Origin of the sequence: Halorhabdus utahensis DSM 12940 (assembly GCF_000023945.1) — an archaeon.
Classification (GTDB): Archaea; Halobacteriota; Halobacteria; order Halobacteriales; family Haloarculaceae; genus Halorhabdus; species Halorhabdus utahensis.
Window position 1 is genome coordinate 1,548,253 of the sequence record NC_013158.1, and the last position, 18,751, is coordinate 1,567,003.

At 65.4% G+C, this 18,751-nt stretch carries 17 protein-coding genes; 12 read left to right on the forward strand and 5 right to left on the reverse strand.

Annotated elements, in window-relative coordinates:
• Entirely contained in the window at positions 1-786 is a 786-nt protein-coding gene (locus HUTA_RS07675; RefSeq protein ID WP_015789324.1) for a DUF7260 family protein, read from the forward strand.
• Positions 787-1,060: 274 nt separating this feature from the next.
• Here the strand turns inward: HUTA_RS07675 and HUTA_RS07685 are convergent, their stop codons facing one another.
• Complete coding sequence (locus tag HUTA_RS07685) at positions 1,061-1,777, reverse strand: universal stress protein (RefSeq protein ID WP_015789325.1); 717 nt, start codon at positions 1,775-1,777, stop codon at positions 1,061-1,063.
• A 1-nt stretch (position 1,778) separates the two neighbouring features.
• On the reverse strand, positions 1,779-3,218 hold the full coding sequence (locus HUTA_RS07690; protein WP_015789326.1) for an APC family permease: 1,440 nt from the start codon (positions 3,216-3,218) through the stop codon (positions 1,779-1,781).
• Positions 3,219-3,444: 226 nt separating this feature from the next.
• On the opposite strand from HUTA_RS07690, the gene HUTA_RS07695 reads away from it, so the two are divergent.
• The 4 genes from HUTA_RS07695 to nadC all read left to right on the forward strand — a co-directional run bounded on the left by HUTA_RS07695 (position 3,445) and on the right by nadC (position 8,550).
• Positions 3,445-4,578 (forward strand): inorganic phosphate transporter, encoded by a 1,134-nt coding sequence (locus HUTA_RS07695; protein ID WP_049941239.1) that lies wholly within the window; start codon positions 3,445-3,447, stop codon positions 4,576-4,578.
• Between the two features lie 154 nt (positions 4,579-4,732).
• Positions 4,733-5,851: a quinolinate synthase NadA gene (gene nadA, locus HUTA_RS07700; RefSeq protein ID WP_015789328.1), complete on the forward strand. Its 1,119-nt coding sequence runs from the start codon at positions 4,733-4,735 to the stop codon at positions 5,849-5,851.
• A 345-nt stretch (positions 5,852-6,196) separates the two neighbouring features.
• Positions 6,197-7,726, forward strand: coding sequence for an L-aspartate oxidase (locus HUTA_RS07705; protein ID WP_143920421.1), 1,530 nt, complete (start codon positions 6,197-6,199; stop codon positions 7,724-7,726).
• On the forward strand, positions 7,723-8,550 hold the full coding sequence (gene nadC / locus HUTA_RS07710; RefSeq protein ID WP_015789330.1) for a carboxylating nicotinate-nucleotide diphosphorylase: 828 nt from the start codon (positions 7,723-7,725) through the stop codon (positions 8,548-8,550). Before HUTA_RS07705 ends, nadC begins: the two co-directional genes overlap by 4 nt.
• Here the strand turns inward: nadC and HUTA_RS07715 are convergent.
• Complete coding sequence (locus HUTA_RS07715; RefSeq protein ID WP_049941240.1) at positions 8,547-8,750, reverse strand: hypothetical protein; 204 nt, start codon at positions 8,748-8,750, stop codon at positions 8,547-8,549. The genes nadC and HUTA_RS07715 overlap by 4 nt on opposite strands.
• Positions 8,751-8,997: 247 nt before the next feature.
• On the opposite strand from HUTA_RS07715, the gene HUTA_RS07720 reads away from it, so the two are divergent.
• From HUTA_RS07720 to HUTA_RS07730, 3 genes are all read left to right on the forward strand, one after another.
• Complete coding sequence (locus tag HUTA_RS07720) at positions 8,998-9,921, forward strand: sulfite exporter TauE/SafE family protein (protein WP_015789332.1); 924 nt, start codon at positions 8,998-9,000, stop codon at positions 9,919-9,921.
• Positions 9,922-9,999: 78 nt separating this feature from the next.
• Positions 10,000-10,314 carry a YbjQ family protein gene (locus HUTA_RS07725; RefSeq protein WP_015789333.1) on the forward strand — a complete coding sequence of 105 codons (315 nt, stop codon included), beginning with the start codon at positions 10,000-10,002 and terminating at the stop codon, positions 10,312-10,314.
• Between the two features lie 28 nt (positions 10,315-10,342).
• Positions 10,343-10,822, forward strand: a complete 480-nt coding sequence (locus tag HUTA_RS07730) for a hypothetical protein (protein WP_015789334.1) — start codon at positions 10,343-10,345, stop codon at positions 10,820-10,822.
• Here HUTA_RS07730 and HUTA_RS07735 read toward each other — a convergent pair.
• Together HUTA_RS07735 and gpmI are read right to left on the reverse strand one after the other, a co-directional pair.
• Positions 10,819-11,625 carry a M48 family metallopeptidase gene (locus tag HUTA_RS07735; RefSeq protein ID WP_015789335.1) on the reverse strand — a complete coding sequence of 269 codons (807 nt, stop codon included), beginning with the start codon at positions 11,623-11,625 and terminating at the stop codon, positions 10,819-10,821. The two genes, HUTA_RS07730 and HUTA_RS07735, sit on opposite strands and share 4 nt — an antisense overlap.
• A gap of 140 nt (positions 11,626-11,765) precedes the next feature.
• Positions 11,766-13,334, reverse strand: a complete 1,569-nt coding sequence (gene gpmI, locus HUTA_RS07740; protein ID WP_015789336.1) for a 2,3-bisphosphoglycerate-independent phosphoglycerate mutase — start codon at positions 13,332-13,334, stop codon at positions 11,766-11,768.
• Between the two features lie 310 nt (positions 13,335-13,644).
• Here gpmI and HUTA_RS07745 point away from each other — a divergent pair, with 310 nt between their 5' ends.
• The 4 genes from HUTA_RS07745 to HUTA_RS07755 all read left to right on the forward strand — a co-directional run bounded on the left by HUTA_RS07745 (position 13,645) and on the right by HUTA_RS07755 (position 18,611).
• Entirely contained in the window at positions 13,645-14,844 is a 1,200-nt protein-coding gene (locus HUTA_RS07745) for an MFS transporter (RefSeq protein WP_015789337.1), read from the forward strand.
• A gap of 72 nt (positions 14,845-14,916) precedes the next feature.
• Complete coding sequence (locus tag HUTA_RS07750; protein WP_015789338.1) at positions 14,917-16,176, forward strand: DNA double-strand break repair nuclease NurA; 1,260 nt, start codon at positions 14,917-14,919, stop codon at positions 16,174-16,176.
• A 122-nt stretch (positions 16,177-16,298) separates the two neighbouring features.
• On the forward strand, positions 16,299-16,463 hold the full coding sequence (locus tag HUTA_RS15580; protein ID WP_015789339.1) for a hypothetical protein: 165 nt from the start codon (positions 16,299-16,301) through the stop codon (positions 16,461-16,463).
• 147 nt (positions 16,464-16,610) lie between these two features.
• The gene (locus tag HUTA_RS07755) at positions 16,611-18,611 is read left to right on the forward strand and encodes a sensor histidine kinase (protein WP_015789340.1); all 2,001 of its coding nucleotides are present in this window, start codon (positions 16,611-16,613) and stop codon (positions 18,609-18,611) included.
• The last annotated feature ends 140 nt before the right edge of the window (positions 18,612-18,751 follow it).

Genomic DNA, 18,751 nt, shown 5'->3' on the forward strand with positions numbered 1-18,751 from the left:
ATGGGGGCCCAGACCCGAATCCACGACGCACGGGACCGCGTTGAGGACGAACGGGAGGCCATCGAGGCGAAACTCGACGCGGTCGACCGGTTCGTCGATCGCGTCGAGAACTGTCAACCGGGACCGACGCCGGCGGCTGGAAGCGTCACCGCGACCGCCGGCACGCTCTCCCGAGACAGTCCGAGCGGGGGCGACACCTGCGAGGTCGTTCGAGAAGCGTTCGCCGAGACGATCCGCCCACACAGCCTCGACGACGTCGAAGAGCGCGAGTCTCTACCGGAAACGATCCAGACGGAACTCTCCGGGTCGGTCGCCGTCGCGCTCGCACCCACGATGAACACCAGTTTCACACCCGAACTCAAGCAAGCAGTGCTTTCGGAAGCACGTACTCGCCGAGCCGAGACCGAGACGCTGGGGAAAGCCCTCCAACGCGAAGCCACGCAGTTGGCCGACGCTGCCGCGGTCGTCGACGAGATTACCGGGTGGATCGTCACGGCCGACGAGACTCCGCTGAGCGACCTCGGGTTCGAGGCACTGCGAGCGCGTCACGAGCGTCTCGACACGTACCGCGAGCGGTGTGAAACCGTCGCAATGTGGCGCCAATCGTTTCTCGACGGCGCGACGAACAACGGTCCGGAAGTCGGGGTCACTCACCGGAGCCTCGGTCCGTACTTATACCAGGACTTTCCCACGGATCACCCGGTGTTGACGACGGTGGCTCGACTCGCGGATACCTGTGGGGACTGTCAGCGAGCGGTTCGGGATCATCTGGTCCGGAGGGCCTGACCGTGTACGACGGATCCCGACACACGCGGGCCCGGCTCTGGGCGTGGGTGTACGCCGCGGTCTTCGAACCCGACGAGGGACATGATTCGAGTGACGGCGACGGGCGGGACGGCCGTCCGAGAGACGGCAACACCGCACGGGAGCCGAGTGACGTCGATAGACCCGGACGAACGTCGTGGACGAGAAAGTAGAGGGATCGCGGGCGACGGCCACCCGACTGCCGCCGGTTCGACGGAAGCGGGGGTGCCGACGGTGAACACGCGAGCGACGACCGTCACTCCCTCGGTTCCCGCTGGACGACCAGGACGGGGCCGAGGAACCGCTCGGCGATCTGGTCGGCGGGCATCCCGAAAACGAACGTCGACAGCGTCGGGTCGGACTCGCCCATGATCACGCAGTCATAGTCCTCGGCGAGTTCGGCGATGGCATCGACCGGTTTCACGTCCCGGTCGACCCGCGTCTTGATCCGGGCGGGATCGACGTCCTCGTCGGCCAGGCGGTCGGTGAGTCCATCCAGCAGGACGTCGACGTCTTCGTCGGTTTCGTCCTCGCCCGTCACGTGATAGAGCGTGACGTCGATGTCCCGGTCGGCGAACAGCCCCGCGACCACGCGTGCCAGTCGGTCGATGCCGACGGTGCCCCGAACGGCGACGAGCACGTCTTCGAGGTCCGCAAGGGCGCGGGGCACGAGCGCGGCCAGGCAGTCGTTCTCGGCGATCTGGCGGTCGAGCGTCTGCTGGGCGTCGTGGGTGAACACCAGTCGGTGTTCGACAGTGGCCCCCGCGTCGGACAGTGCCTGCTCGAACTCTTCGAGGCGGTCGAGGGCGCGGTCCTCGAACTGCATCCGGGCCTGGCCGGGGGCCGTCTGGCCGGGGATGACGTGATACCCCAGCAGGACGACGTGGGCGTTCGAGAGGAGGTCGGGCACCCCCTCCGGGAGCGATTCACCTTCGAGCACGCGGATCGGGACGAGTACTGATGGTCGGGTCATGTCAGATGTCTCCTTTGAGTCGCACGTCGTCGGCGTAGTAGCGGTACCACCCGTAGGACAGCACCATGATCACGACGCCGATGGCGATCGATGCGCCGTTCATGAACGCGATCAGCGCGACGCTCGCGACGCCGCCGATCGCCGGCAGGACTGGCGCGCCCGGCATCCGGAAGTCCGGGTCGTACCAGTCCGGATCGCGTCGCCGCAACACCAGAAGAGCCACGCAGATCAGCGCGTACATCACCAGATGGAGGAAGGAGGCCACCTCCGCGAGGATCTCGACGCTGTCGGTCGCCACGAGCACCAGGATCGGGCCGCCGGCCATCGCCAGCGCGACGTGTGGCGTGCCGTATTTGAGGTTGATCTCGCTGGCCTTCTTCGGGAGCAAGGCGTCGCGGCTCAGCGCGTAGATCGATCGGGACGCGCTCAGGATCGAGGCGTTGGCGCTGGAGAAGGTCGCCAGCAAGCCGGCGACGAGGATCAACACTGCGCCGGGCAGCCCGAGTAAGTCCCGCCCCACGTTGACCATCGCCGTCTCGCCGAAGGTGCCCAGTCGCTCCGCGCCAAAGGTGCTCGTCGCGACGAAAATCGTCACCGCGTAGAAGACGGTGACGATGATCACCGAGCCGACCATCGCCAGGGGCAGGTTTCGACTCGGGCGCTTGATCTCGCCGGCAACCGTCGCGACCTGGGCGAAGCCCAGATACGAGGTGAACACGAGCGCGGCGGTCCTGAGTACCGGGGAGTACCCCTTCGAGAAGAACGCATCGGGGACGCTCTGGCGTCCGAAGACGCCCATCGCGTCAAGGATGCCGAACGTGAGCACGCCCGTCAGAATGACCAGCAACACGACGACGATGATGTTCTGGAGAGCCGCCGTCCGCTCGGTGCCGGCGACGCTGAGTGCGGTGAGGGCGGCCCCGAAGAGCAGCCCCAGGACGACGTGTGGCGCCAGTGGCCCGAGCGAGAGGGAGATACCGACCTCCGCGAAGACGGCGACGACGTAGTGCCCCAGGCCGACGAGGTAGAACGCGGCGGCGAAGACCAGCCCCAGCCACAGGCCGAGGCCGACGATTGCGCCGCCGGCCGTCCCCAGCGAGCGGGAGATGAAGTAATACCCACCGCCACTGCGTGGCATGGCGGTCGCGAGTTCCGAGGCCGGGAGCGCGACCAGCAAGGCGATCACGCCGCCGATCCCAAAGGAGAGTGCGGCTGCCGGGCCGGCCTCGTGGGCGGCGAGGCCGGGGAAGACGAAGATCCCCGCGCCGATCATCGTCCCGATACCGATCGCCAGCCCGCCGACCAGCCCGATCGTCCGCTCCAGCTCGACGCCCTCGTCGTGGGTCGTCGTCTCGTCAGTGACCGACTCGGGTTCCGGCTCAGGCTGTTGGCCCTCGATGTTCTCGCCGGCTGTCGAAACGTCGACCTCGCGGTCGTCCATGGGTGAAGGATTGTTCGGTAACCTGAAAAGAATACCGGCGATCGACCACAGCCGTACCCCAAAGTGCCCGGACCGACACAACGCTTACACGTGAGTGAGTCGAAAAATTTCCAAGAATGGTTGGATGGAATCGTGAGGAGCAGGGCCGGGTCGATCCGGAGGTGAGCCCACGGTGGCACTGAGTTTCTGGCTACTTCCGGTTCTGGCAACGGTGACGTGTGTGGGAATGGCGTGGGCGCTGGGTGCAAACTCGAACTCGCCGCCGTTCGCCCCTGCGATCGGAGCCAACGCCATTTCGACGATGCGGGCGGCCTTTCTGGTCGGCATCCTCGCGGCGCTCGGGGCACTCTTACAGGGCGGCTCCATCTCCGAGACCGTCGGCAGAGATCTCATTCTCGGCGTTCAGATCACGCCGCTTGCGGCGACGGCGGGACTACTCACGGCGGCGGGGTTCATGGCCTTCGGTGTGTACTCGGGCTATCCCGTCCCAGCAGCCTTCGCCACCACCGGGGCGATGGTCGGCGTGGGGATCTCGTTAGGTGGCGACCCCGCCATCGCGAAGTACCAGGAACTCGCGCTGTTCTGGGCACTTGTCCCGCCTGTTTCGGGTGGGCTCGCCTACGGGACCGCGACGATCCTCCGCCGGGACGACATCCCCGAAACGGTCGGCGTGCCGCTGCTCGCGGGCGTCGTCTCCGGCATCGTCGCGAACATCGAACTGGGGATCATCCCGGGCGACGCAGCCCAGAACTCGCTTGCGGGATTCGCCTCGTCGCTCGTCGGACTGCCCGACCCGCTCGTCAGGGGGGTCGTCACTCTCGCGTTCGGCGCACTCGGGTTCCTCGCGATCCGACGGCGGACCCAAGCGTCCGCCGAACGGGGGATTCGGACCTTCCTGGTGGCGCTCGGTAGCGTGGTCGCCTTCTCCTCCGGCGGGAGCCAGGTCGGCCTCGCGACCGGGCCCCTGGAGACGCTGTTCGTCACCAGGCTTGAACTGCCCACGCTCGTTCTCCTGGGAATCGGTGCCGTTGGGATCCTGGCCGGTGCGTGGATGGGTGCCCCGCGACTCCTGCAGGCCACCTCCAGAGAGTACGCCCAGCTCGGCGCGCGCCGGTCGATCGCCGCTCTGGTTCCGGGGTTCATCATCGCCCAGGTGGCGATCGCGCTGGGAATCCCGATCTCGTTCAACAACATCGTCATCTCGGGGGTGATCGGCGGCGGGCTCGCGGCCGGGTCCGCCGGCGTCTCCCGCCGGAAGATCGGCGTCACCGTCGGCTTCTGGCTGCTGACGCTCGCGAGTTCGGTCGGCGTCGGCTACGGCCTCTACTGGGTGTTCGCGACAGTCCTGGGCATGGAGTGACGACGCGACAACCGTCGCTCCGTCTAATAGATTGTTCGCTCCTGTTCCGGCAATTACTGCATAATATGTCGATGCTATCCGATCTTTGAATACAAATATTTTTCAATATGGAGTACTGAATAGACGAAACACACGGTGACCCACTGTGCCCGACATGCAAACGGCTGATCTGGACACGGATCTCAGCCTGTTCAAATACGACAATCTGTCACAGTTGCCCCCGGCCTACCGGGATCTCGACGCCGATCAACGGGAGCGCCGGATCGACACGGCGCTGGCGGAACTCGGCGACGACGTCGTCATCCTTGGCCACAACTACCAGCGCCGGGAGATCGTCGAACACGCCGACTTCATCGGCGACTCCTACCAGCTGAGCACGGAGGCCGCCAACTCCGACGCCGAGTACGTCATCTTCGGCGGTGTGACCTTCATGGCCGAATCGGCCGATATCATCACCGACGACGACCAGCAGGTCATCCTCCCGAGCATGGAGGCTTCGTGTCCGATGGCCGGCATGGCCGAGGCGCTCCAGGTCGATTCGGCGTGGGCAAAGCTCACGGCGGCGACCGACGACGACGTCATCCCGATCTGCTATATGAACTCGTATGCGGACCTCAAAGCCTTCTGTGCCGAACACGGCGGGCTGGTCTGTACCTCCTCGAACGCCGCCGACGCCTTCGAGTGGGCCCTTGAGCGCGGCGAGAAGATCCTCTTTTTGCCCGATAAGCACCTCGGAACGAACACCGCCTACGACCTCGGTCTCGAAGACGACACGCTCGTCTGGGACCCCTGGGCCGACGACACCGAGCCCGAGGCGATCCGGGCGAACGACATCATCCTCTGGGAAGGCTATTGCCAGGTCCACGAGCGATTCCGGGCCGAACACGTCGAGGAGTTGCGCGAGGACCACCCCGACGCGAAGGTGATCGTCCACCCCGAGTGTCGGAGGGAAGTCGTCGAAGCCGCGGATCGCGTCGGGTCGACGGCCGACATCACACAAGCAGTCGAGAACGCGGATCCCGGTGAGACCTGGGCAATCGGGACCGAGATCCACCTCGCCAACCACCTCGATCGCTGGCACCCCGAGGTCGAGGTCGTTCCGCTGTGTGGCGACGCCTGTATGGACTGCAACGCGATGCGCCAGATCGACCCCAACTACCTGCTGTGGGTGCTCGAAGAGCTCGTCGAGGGTCGCGAGCAGAACGTCATCAACGTGGACCCGGCGACGGCGGATCGCGCGGCAACCGCACTCGATCGCATGCTCGAACTCTGAACTATGACTGAAGCAGAATCAACCGAGGTGCTGATCGTCGGCGGCGGCATTGCCGGCTGTGCGGCCGCACTTGCCGCGGCCCGCGAGGTCGAGCAAGGCGAGAGCTCGAACCGGGCGAGCGGTGAAACCGTGAGCCGCGAGGTCGACCAGCGGGAGACCTCGGAACGAGCGAGCGGTGAAACCGTGAGCCGCGAGGTCGACCAGCGGGAGACCTCGGAACGAGCGAGCGGTGAAACCGTGAGCCGCGAGGTCGACCAGCGGGAGACCTCGGAACGAGCGAGCGGTGAAACCGTGAGCCGCGAGGTCGACCAGCGGGAGACCTCGGAACGAGCGAGCGGTGAAACCGTGAGCCGCGAGGTCGACCAGCGGGAGACCTCGGAACGAGCGAGCGGTGAAACCGCGAGAAGTGATGCGGAAGTGATCCTCGCGACGAAAGCCCGCCGGCCCGAGGACGCCTCGACGTGGTGGGCCCAGGGCGGCATCGCCATTTCGCGTGACGACCCTAAGCAGTTCAAACAGGACATCATCGACGCATCCGCCGGTACGGCCGATCCCGAGGCAGCGGACGTCCTGGTCGAGAACGCGAACGAAGCCGTCCGGGACGTTCTCGTCGAGACGCTGTCGGTCCCCTTCGATACCGCGGACGGAAGCGATGACGCGGTGGCCGAACGTGGCGGCGAGGACTTCGACTTCGGGAAGGAGGCCGCCCACGACGCGGACCGCATCCTCCACGTCGACGCCTCGACGGGTTCGTACGTCCTCGAACGCTTCCTCGCATTCGTCGACGACCACCCGGACATTCGCGTGCTCGACGACACCGCCGCGCTGGATCTCATCACCCACGAGGGCGAGGTCCGCGGTGCGTACCTCGAATCAAGCGGCGAGGTCCGGCCGGTCTTCGCCGGCGCGACCGTGCTGGCGACCGGCGGCGTCGGCGACCTCTATCCCGACTCGACCAATCCCGCGGGTTCGACCGGCGACGGCATCGCCATGGCAGCGCTGGCCGGTGCGGACGTCGCCGACATGGAGTTCGTCCAGTTCCACCCGACGGCCCACGTCGACGAGAGCGGGACGCTGCTCATCAGCGAGGCCGTCCGCGGCGAGGGCGCGACCCTCCGGAACGCCTACGGCGAGCGGTTCATGCCCGCCTACGACGAGGACGCCGAACTCGCGCCGCGGGACGTGGTCGCGCGGGCGGTCAAAAACGAACGCGAAGTCAGCGGCGAAGTGTTCCTCGACGTTTCGGATATCGACTTCGAAGAGCGGTTCCCGGACCTCGTCGAGCAGTGCGAACGGCGCGGGATCGACTGGGAGACGGGGATCCCCGTCAGGCCCGCCCAGCACTTCCTCTGTGGCGGAGTCGCTGTCGACGAGTGGGGTCGGACCTCGCTCGATGGTCTCTACGCCGTCGGCGAGTGCGCCCACACGGGAGTCCACGGCGCCAACCGCCTGGCGAGCACCAGCCTGCTCGAGGGGTTGGTCTGGGGACTCCGGGCCGGCGCGGACGCCACCGGTCGCGACCCTGCGCCGATGGACGTCCCCGACCTGGACGACCGCGATCCGGCGCTACCCGACTCCTTCGCCCGCGAGAAGTTCACCCGACTCCGGCGGGTGATGGGCGAGTACGTCGGCATCGAGCGCGATCCCGACGAATTGGAGCGAGCACTCGGGGTCCTCCGGCGACTCAAGGGCGAGGTCGACGCCTACGTCCGGACGCGGACCTCCCGGTCGCTGTACGAACTCCGGAACGCCAGCGTCGTCGCCCTCCTGATCGCTCGCGCCGCGGCCGCAAACGACGAAAGCGTCGGCACGCACAATCTCGTCTCCGACGATGGGACGAGCACCGACGACGAGGCGACCGTCGAAACGCCATGATCACCGACGGACAGGTCGAGCAGTGGCTTCGCGAGGACGTCGGCCACCACGACGTGACCAACCACCTGCCCGGCGAGACCGGGGGCCGACTCGTCGCGAAAGAAAGGGGTATCGCGGCCGGGATCGACGCCGCGACCGCCGTCTTCGAGTACCTGGACTGTGCGGTCGAATCGGCCGTCGACGACGGCACGCCGATAGAATCGGGTGACGTGCTGCTTTCCGTCGCCGGGCCGACCCGGGATGTCCTCCGCGGCGAGCGACCGGCGGTCAACGTCGCCGCCCACGCATCGGGGATCGCGACGAAGACCCGCAAGGCAGTCGACGTTACCCGAGAAGTGAGCGACGACGTGGCCATCGCCGGGACCCGGAAGACGACGCCCGGCCTGCGGGGGGTCGAGAAGCGCGCAGTCGTGGCGGGCGGCGGTGACACTCACCGGCTGGACCTCTCGCACATGGCGATGGTTAAGGACAACCACGTCGCCGAGATGGGGCTGGAAGGCGCAGTCGAACACGTCGCGGAACGGACCTCCTTCGCGACGCAGGTGGAAGTCGAGGTGGAGGAACCCGAAGACGCCCCGCGGGCCGCCGACGCCGGGGCCGACATCGTCCTGCTGGACAATATGTCGCCCGGTGACTGCGAGCAGGCTGTCGAGGCGCTCGCCGCGAACGGTCACGACGACGTGCTCACGGAAGCCAGCGGCGGGATCACAATCGAGACGGTGCCCGCATACGCGAAGACTGGTGTCGACGTGATCTCGATGGGATCGCTGACGCACTCCGCCGACGCACTGGATCTGTCGTTTCGGACGGCAACGACTGACTAGCCCTCAAGCAGGCCGAGTTCGTCGGCGATCAGGTCCGCGAGCTGGTCGGCCACGTCGGGATCGACTTCGGCGACCGACTCGCCGTCGTGCATCCGTTCGTTGTGTGCGTCGAGTTGGTCGGCGAGATCCGACAGCGGGATCTCGGCGGTGGTCTCACACTCGTCACAGACGATCGGGACAGCAGGCTCGTCGTCGGACATACCGGGGACTTCGACGGCCACCACCAAAACGCCCCCGCATCCGGCTGGCTGGACCGTCCACCCCCGGCCGTTTCGGCAGATTTCTCCTGTTTCTATGAGCGGAGTTGATCGAGCAATTAGTTGTATACGGGCCGGAGAGAGGCAATTACCCCGGATTCGAGCAAATCCGGGTGACCGGTCTTTGGTGTCACCCTTTCCGTCGTCTCAAGCCACATCCGGCCGCGGGCAGTAATCGAAGTACTGACCGATGGGGACGAACGAGTCGCACGTCGATCCGGTAGCGTTTCTCGAACACCTCCGGGCCTTCCGGTACCGGGAGGTGACGATGGCATTGGCGACGCTGTCGGTGATCGCCGGGTCGATCGTCTTCTTCCCCGGCGTCGAGGGGATGACCAGCGGGCTGCAGTCGGACGTCTCGGCGGAGATCCTGGCCCTCTTCGTCGGCGTCGCGGTCCTCGCCGGCGCGATCAAGGGCATGATCGGGTTCGGCTACGCGCTGATCGCGACGCCCATCTTCGCGTCGGTGATCGACCCGACGCTCGCGGTCGTCGTGCTGGCGATCCCGCCGTGGATGCTCAACATGTTCCAGGTCGGCGAGACTGACACTGGCATGACCTTCATCCGCGAGGAGTGGGTCCTGCTCGTGCTGGCAATCATCGGTGCAGTCGTCGGCGTGGCCGTCCTCGACGCGGTCGAGACCGGCCCGCTCGTGCCGTTCCTGATCGGGGTGGTCGTCTTCGGGTACGTGCTCTTCCAGCTCGGTCAGGGCTTCGTGACCGTCGAGAAGGCTCATCACCCTGTTGCGATGAGCGTCGCCGGCGCGCTGGAGGGGTTCCTGCTGGCGGTGGCGAACCTCGGGCCGCTGCTGCCCGCCTACTTCCACACCTTCGAGCGCGACACGGAGCGCTACATCGGCGGGCTCTCGATGGTGCTGGGTGCGATATTTACAGTCCGGATCCTCCAGATGGCGCTGTTCACCGATCTCATGACGCCCTACCGGCTGTGGCTGGGCTCGGTCATCGCCGTCGTGACGCTCGTCGGGTTGTTCGTCGGAACCTACCTCCGGCGGCTGGAGATCGACGAGCGGCGGTTCAACTGGTTCGTGATCGCGCTGCTGTTTGTGATCTCGCTGAACATCTTCCGGCAGACGATCCCGGCGCTGTTTTTGTAGTGGTTCGGCGGGAGACGGGCGCTTCTCGACGTGAAGTCCGGCTCCAGGTTTTAGTAGGCATCCAACAGATGTCCGGATATGGAGTTCGTCACAACCGAGACAGTCCCAGGCGAAGAGATCAACGACTCGCTCGGCATCGCCCGCGGCAACACCGTCAAGGCCCGCAACGTCGGGCGGGATATCACCCAGAGCATCCGCAACATCACCGGCGGCGAGTTGAAAGCCTACTCCGAGTTGCTGACCGACGCCCGCGACGAGGCTTTAGAACGAATGGCAGAGGACGCCCGTTCGATGGGGGCCGACGCCGTCGTGAACGTCCGCCTGGAGAGTTCCGAGATCGCCAACGGCGGTTCGGAGGTCATCGCCTACGGGACGGCGGTCACGTTCGAGTAGCGGGGGCGTCAAGTCCGACCCAGCAGCGATGGTCAATCGAACTGATCCGGGCAGCGTTGGCGTCGTTGCCGGCCGCGTCGTCGGCGCGCTGACAGTTGTCCTCACCGCCGTTGTCATGCTGACCCACGGCGAGGCGTTCTACCGGTCGGTGCGACTCCTGCTTGCCGGCCTGGAGAGTGACTTCGACGTGCCGGTCGAGTTGCTGTTCTGGGCGAACGTCGCCCTCGTTGCGGCCGGTCGTTATGCGTTCTGTTACGTGCTCGGGTCGCTGATCGGCGTCGGCTACGACTGGCTCGACCGACCGGGGGTCGCGTTTCTCGCCATCGTCGTGGTCCTGATCGGGACGGTCGACGGGATCTACGGCGGCATGGGCGCAGGAAACGTCCTCGTCGGAGCGGGCTACCTCCTGGCCTGGCTCGCGTACGTGCCCGTGTTCGCGTGGCTCCTCGAGGAAGACGACGGACGACGCCAGGAAGCGGTGCGGCTCGACGAACTCGGCGAGGACTAGGCCCGGAGCTTCTGAATCCGCTTTTCGGTCGGCGGGTGCGTCGAGAAGATCTTCGAGAGCAGGCTGCGTTCCTCGCCCTTGATACAGAGCGCGCTGGCCTGTTCGTCGATCCGGCTCCGGCTGTGATCGGCCGAGTTGATCTTTTCGAGCGCGCGTGCAAGGGGTTCGCCGCCCGTGATTTCGGCGGCGTCACTGTCGGCGACGTACTCCCGGTAGCGTGAGATCGCCATCACGAAGATCATCACGATGAACTGGACGATGTTCCCGACGACCATCGCCATGATGAAGTCGCCGAAGTCGTTGTCGCCCGCAAAGAGGACGGCGAACTGTGCGACCAGCGCGACGATCGAGGCGATCCCCTGGCCGATGACCATCATGATCACGTCGCGATTCCGGATGTGGGCGAGTTCGTGGGCGAGGACGCCCTCGAGTTCCTCGTGGTCGAGCATGTGGATGAGCTCTGCGGAGACGACCACGACACCGGCCTTCTTCCGCCCGACGGCGAAGGCGTTGGGGACGCCCATCTCGGCGACCATCACGCGGGGCTTGTCGATGCCCATTTCGTCGCTCATCCGCTCGATCGAACGGTGGATCTCCCGGAATCGGGGGTCGTCCTCGGGCATGTCTTCGGCCCCGACACTCCTGAGGGCGGCCCACTTGCCGATCTTGTACTGGACGCCGACGAAGCCGACGCTGCCAAGCAGGATCACCGCGAGGATGGTGGTCCCACCGCCGAAGGCGGCATACAGGGCGAGCGCCACCACGGCGTAGAAGCCGAACAGGATCGACCCGACGACGGCCATCCTGAACTTCAGGCCTGGATGTCTCATAGTAGCCGAAAGTGGGTTCTGAACGCCTATAAACTTCCTGGCATCGGGAGACGGGATCCGGAAGACAACTCTCGTCGGGCAACTGAGAACGTAACGCGGAGTTCCGGTCCGAACTATTCGAGTAGCGACTCGCCAGTCATCTCGGCGGGCTTTTCGACGTCGAGCAGTTCCAGCAGCGTCGGCGCGATGTCACACAGCGAGCCACCGGAGCGCACGGAGCGCCCGCCCTCGTCGCCCTCGCTCGTGAGGTAGACGATCGGGACATCGTTGAGCGTGTGGGCCGTATGGGGATCCTCGACTGTCCCGAGGTCGTCGGCGTTACCGTGGTCGGCGGTGATGAGGACGTCCGCACCGGCTGTCTGGACCGCGTCGATCAACCGCCCCAGCTGTTCGTCGACGGCCTCGACGGCCGCGACTGTGGCGTCGAAGTCGCCGGTGTGGCCGACCATGTCGGGGTTGGCGTAGTTGAGCACCAGCAGGTCGGGATCGTCGCTGTCTCGCGGCTGGTCGCCGCTCGACTGTTCCGGGTCGCTCTGCGACTCGCTCTCGATGAACTGGATGGCAGTGTCAGTGACGCCTGCAGCACTCATCTCGGGCTGTTCGTCGTAGGTCGGCACGTCCGGGCTCTCGACGATCTCCCGGAGTTCGCCGTCGAACTTGACCTCGCGGCCGCCGTTGAGGAAGTACGTGACGTGGGGGTACTTCTCCGATTCCGCGAGGCGCAACTGGGTGCCGCCGGCCGCCGAGACGACTTCACCCAGTGTGTTCGCAGGCTGGTTGGGCGGGTAGGCCACGGGGAGGTCGAACGTCTCGTCGTACTGCGTCATCGTCACGTAGTGGGTCTCCGGCGGCGAGGTGTCGAAGTCCCAGTCCGGGTCGATGGAGTTGAGCAGCCGGGTGAGCTGGCGGGCCCGATCCGACCGGAAATTGAAGAAGATGACCGCGTCGCCGTCTTCGAGTGCCGCGCCGCCCTCGATCAGCGTCGGCTCGATGAACTCGTCGGTGGTGTCCCGGTCGTAGGACTCCTCGGTGGCCGTCACCGGGTCTGGCGCTTCGAACTCGGCCTCGCGGTGGACGATCGCGTCGTAGGCCTTCTTCGTGCGCTCCCAGTTCTGGTCGCGGTCCATCGCGTGATACCGACCCGTCACGGTCGCGACGTCGCCGGTACCTTCCTCGTCGATGACGCCCTGGAGTTCCCGGAGGTAGTCCGCGCCGCCGGTCGGCGAGGTGTCCCGACCGTCCATGAAGGCGTGGGTGACCGCCTCGACGTCGTTGTCGGCGGCCATCTCGATCAGCGCGTGGAGGTGGGTCTGTCGGGAGTGGACCCCGCCGTCGCTGACCAGGCCCATGAAGTGGACCTGGCCGTCGTTGTCTTTGGCGTAGTCCATCGCGGCGAGGAGGTTCTCGTTCTCGAAGAACGTGCCGTCCTCGATATCGTCGGTGATGCGCGTCGTGTCCTGCTTGACCACGCGGCCGGCCCCGATGTTGAGGTGGCCGACCTCGCTGTTGCCCATCTGTCCCTCCGGCAGGCCGACGCGTCGGCCCGAGGCGTCCAGTCGGTTGTGTGCGCCCGCGTCCCAGTACGCGTCGAAGTTCGGCGTGTCCGCGGCTTTGACCGCGTCACGGGCGTCCTCGTCGTCGTTGAGTCCCCAGCCGTCGAGGATGATGAGTCCTGCCTGCATACCCGGACCTTTCAGTCCGAGGGTAATACCTTTTGATATTTGCCGGTAAATCCGCCCGCCTTCATACGCCCGTCTACCGATTCCCGATTATAATTGGAGGAATACATTTGGACGGCGGTCTGTCCTGGCGGAGACCACATCTCGGAGCGGGCCCCAGGGCCCCGACCGGGTGATACCCACGGACCTCCCGGGGCCGATGGGCCGTGGACACCCGATCGGGAAAAATCACTTTATTGTCACAAATGGCGGCAAACAAGAACGGATAAACGCGTGGTAGTCGTACCGAGAGAGCCGAGAGGGCTTCATCAGCGTGACAGATAGACGACTACTATCGGTTGTCCAGAAGTTGCTCGACAGTGCAGGCACCGAGTACCGATATCACGTCATTTACTTCTCGTATTACTTCGCGTTGAACGGGATGGTGACGTTCAGAAACGCCTACTTCGACGAGATCGGCCTCACGGGGTCACAGATGGGGCTGATCGGGGCGCTGCTGGTCGCCGGCGGGCTGGTCGCCCAGCCGGCGTGGGGTGTGCTCGCCGACAAAACGGGCGCGACGCGGGGGATCATGCTGACTGGGGCGATCGTCTCGGGGATCAGCATCCTGCTGTTTCCGCTTGCGGCCCACACCCCCTGGGAGTTCAGTCTCATGATCGTCGCGACGTTGTTCGTCTCGAGTTTCCGCGCGCCGATCCTGCCGATTGCGAACTCGATGGTGCTCTCGAAGGGGCTGAGCTACGGCCAGATCCGGGCGGCCGGGAGCCTCGCGTTCGGCCTCGGCAGTCTCTTCATCGGGTGGGTCGCGACGTTCTTCGGGCTCTCGGTGATCTTCTACCTCTATGCGGCCGGCATGGCGTTTCTCGCCGTACTCGTCAAGGGTCTTGAGAAGCCTCGGGCGGACATCTCACCGGACTTGAAACGGGACGCAATCAGGCTTTTGGGCAACCAGCGGTTCATCCTGCTGCTGTTCATCGCGGTGGTGATCCCCGGTGCCTTCGCCGGAGCCGACGCCTTCCTGTCGGTGTACCTCCGGGAACTCACCGGTGGAGATAGCATTACGGGCGTCGCGTGGCTGGTCAAGACGTTCACCGAGGCCGTCGTCTTCGTGTGGTTATCCCGGCACAGCTTCGACAACCGGACGTTGTTGACAGTCGGCGGCGTGGTGACAATGGCCGCGTATCTCGTGTTGGGGCTCACCCAGGCGGCACCGATCGCCGTCGGGGTCATGATCGTCTCCGGATCGGGCGTGGCCTTCTTCATCTACGCCGCGGTCAACATGGCCCACAAGTACGCGCCGGTCGCGCTGGCGGCGACCGCCCAGACCCTGTTGTCCTCGATCGGGATGGGCGTCGGACGGGCATCGAGCCAACTCGGCTCGGGGTGGCTGGTGGACACGGTCGGCGTCCAGTCGCTGTACCTGTTTCTGGCGGCCGCGGCCGCGATCGCGACGGTCGTCAGCCTCCGGTTTCACGTCACCCGGCTCCGGAGTGCGATCGGACGCCGGACGTGAGCGGAGGGGGGCCGTGATCGTCCGTCAAGCGTGACCCCGACCGTTTTTAGCACGTCCCGCGAAAGGCGGGGCATGACACTCGATCCGGTGCACGTCGACGGCATCGCCCGGCTGGCCGGTCGCCTCGGCGGGCGAGTTGAGGACACCGACCACGACGACCTCGCCGCGACAGCCTGGGACGAGTTTCTCGATCCCCTGTATTACGAGGACGAGGTGATCCTCGAACCGCTCGGCGAGCAACGGCGACGAGCGGCCCCGCTGCCCGACATCGCCCTGGAGGAGCGCCCCTTCGACACCCAGCACGGGCTTGACTCGGGGACGATCAACCCGACGACGTTCAAGAACGGGCTGGTGCTCGACGTCGCCCAGGCGGCGATGGCCGGCGTGCCCTCGGATCTGGACCTCCACCGTTCGCGGACGGTCGTCGTCAGCGCCCACACCAACGACATGACGGTCGACCTCGGCGACGACGAGTGGGGGCGCTCCGACGAGGGGTACACCCACGAACGACTGCTGGAAGTCCCGCGGGTCGATCGATACGCCCAGACGGTCGTCCACGCGCTCGCGTTGTACCTCGCCGAAAGCCATCACGCTCGGGCCAACATCGGGGACGTCTCGGATCTCCTCATACTGGACGGGCCGATCTACCCGACCGGCTTGCTCAACTGGGCCGATAGACATCCCGAACTCGCGGACCTGTTGGAATCCGACGAACAGCCCCGTGACGTCGTCGAGAACTACGTCAGGCTGGTCGAGACCTGCCTCGAAGCAGAGATTCCGATCGTCGGCTTCGTCAAGAACAGCGCCGCAAACGGCCTGACACGGGCACTCCGGACGAAGACGGGTGCGCCGTGGGCCAATGACAACGCCTTTTTCGAACACGTCCTCTCGCGGTACGACGGCGGTGAGCTTCGCACTGACGCGCTCACGTTCACGAACTGGTTCCGGTCACGGATCGGGACCGACCGCGTCCTCTCGTCGGCCGGGAACGCACTCGGTGTCGAGCGTGAACTCGACCCTGAAGCCTACGAAGTTACCTTCTTCGCGCTGTACGATCCTCGCGACGAGTTGGTCTATCGGATCGAGGCCCCGTACGCCTTGACGCGGGACGCCGACCGCCGCGAGCGACTCACCATGCAACTCGTCGCCGACGTCGCCGCCGAACGCGGGCCGCCGGTCGCTGTCGCGAAGGCCGACGAACTCGCACGCATCGACGCCACAGCCAAGGATCAGCTCCGCGAACGGATCGGCCGGGAGTTCGACAGCGATCGCCAGCAATCGTACAACGAACAACGCTGGGGATCGAAATACGCGAATGGCGACGGAGAATGACGCACGAGAGTGACGATACCCGATCCTGCTGACGAAATCACTGCCTGATCAGTCACTCAGACCCGGAATTATGAAATAAATGTGAAATAAGACTAATGGTACTGGATAATCAATGATGAGGTATGACGAAAGAATGGAAGTGTACCCAGTGTGGCAGCGTCCAGACGCGATCGATCGTCAACCACCTGCGGCGGGGGCCGCCCGAGGAGTGTGAAGTCTGTGGAAACACGGAGTTCAAGGAGACGGTACTCGGGTCAACACACTCGATGCTCGACTCGCTCACCTGAGAGCCCCGAAACGGTGGGCTACCCGTCGATGACGAGCAGGTATCCGGACGCAAACCCGTCGATAGCGTGCGAAGCGCGCCAGCAGGGGGCGGAGGTGTCGCCAAACGGGGAAAGTAATTTACAATCCGGCAAATAACTCGTATTACGGTGCTTTACTGGACACTCTATCTCGCGGCCCTGCTCGGTGCGAGCGGGTTCGCCGTCGCCATCGTCGCCTGGCTGTGGCGACGGGAACGCGATCTCTCGACGAATCTGTTTCTCGTGATCGCCGCTGTCCAGGCTGTCAGTGGTGTGCTGGTCACCGCGGAGTTGATGACAGCCAGTCGGTCACTCTCTATCGTGGTCTTCGGGTTGCAGAATGCCGTGCTGGCCGGAGTGACGCCCGCCTTTTTCCTGTTCGTGCTGGCGTCGCTGGGATACCGGCGTCACTTGACGCGGCCAGTGATCGGCCTCGTGTTCGGGATCTTCGCCGTGTCGGGGCTCATCCAGCTGACCGACCCAGTCCACGGACTGTACTGGGCTGAATACACGGTCACCGACTCGACATTCCACTACGTCGCCGGCGAACCGACCAATCTGTCGTTTCTGCTCGTCCTCCCACAGATGTTGTTTTACTATGTGGCCATGGGATTGCTCGGCGCGAACGTCCTGTTCGGGTCCGGGAAGCGACGACGACAATCGGCAGCCCTGTTCGTCGGGTTCCTCCCGGCGTTCGTCATCACGACGATTTGGTCGATGGGCGTCCTTCTCGGCCCGATCAACGGCGCGCTCGTGATCGGCGGCACGTGGTCGCTCGCAGTCATTGCGTGGGCCGTCTTTCGTCAGCAGCTGTTCGACGTCGTCCCGATGGCCAGAGAAACCGTCTTCGAGGCCCTCGAAGAGGTAGTCATCGTCGTCGACAGACGACAACGGATCCTGGATTACAACGCTGGCGCGGCCGAGACGTTCCCCGAGCTCGCGACCGCGGACGGGGGAGCTCTGGGCGCAGTCGTGCCGAGTATCGTCGATGCGAACGGTTCGGACACCGGCGGGACGAACAGCGAACAGGGACAGAAAGCAACCTCGGTGGACGAGAACGGCGTGGGTGACGCCGACCACCCGTTTGTCGATTCGTTCACGCGCCACGTCGACGGCGAACCGCGGGAGTACGAGGTGAGTGTGACGCCGATCTCGGTCAGCGACACGACGGGCGGATACGCCGTCGTCGTCAGGGACGTCACCGAGCGCCGAAAGCGGGTGCGCCACCTCAGACAGCAGACGGCACAGCTCGAACGCTTCGCCGAAACCCTCTCACACGATCTTCGCAACCCCCTGAGCGTCGCCCGGGGACGGATCGACCTCGCCCAGGAGACCGGCGAGGAGGCACATCTCGAGACGGCCGCCGAGGCGCTCGAACGGATCGAACAACTCATCGAGGACACGCTGACGCTCGCCCGCGAGGGCCAGGCGATCGAAGACCGCGAGCCGGTCGAACTCGGCGAACTGGCTCGCAACGCCTGGGCGACGACCGACACCGGCGAGGCATCCTTCGAGGTCATGCCCGACGCCGAGATGACGGTCTACGCCGACCACTCGCGGCTGCGAACCGTCTTCGAGAACCTCTTCCGGAATGCTGTCGAACACAGCTCCACGAATCCTGACTCGCAAACCCGTCAAGACGGCGTCGAACACAGCTCCACGAACGGGGATTCGAACGCGCCACAGGAGCCCGCCGAACGCCGACCGATGGCGGATGAGCAGCCCGAACAGCCAGCTGATCGCGGCAGTATCGAGGCGACGCCGGACACCGCCACGCCGCTGATGCGGGGAAACGCCGAGCGCGAGGGCCACGAGCCGACGAGCGAGCGCGTGACCGAGAGTGGGCGAACGAACGGTTCCGGAACGCCGATGACAGTCAGGCTCGGCCGGGCCGAAGACGGCTTTTACGTCGAAGACGACGGGCCCGGCATCCCGCCGGCGGATCGCGAAGACGTCTTCGAATACGGCTACACGACCGACGAGGACGGCACCGGCCTCGGATTGGCGATCGTCGAAGCTATCGCAAACGCTCACGGCTGGGACGTCACGGCGACCGAGGGAAGGGAGGGCGGTGCCCGTCTCGTCTTCGAGGATGTCGACGTCGTCGAGCCCGCGGCGCAGGGCGATTGATCTCCCCCCGGAGTTCCGGCGGTTGTCCACGGAACGAGCCAGCCCGACTACCGACACGGCGGCGACTGATCCAATGCGGTGTCTACCCCTACAAGGAATATTATGTCTATGTATGCCATGATAGTCTTCGGTAGCACTCT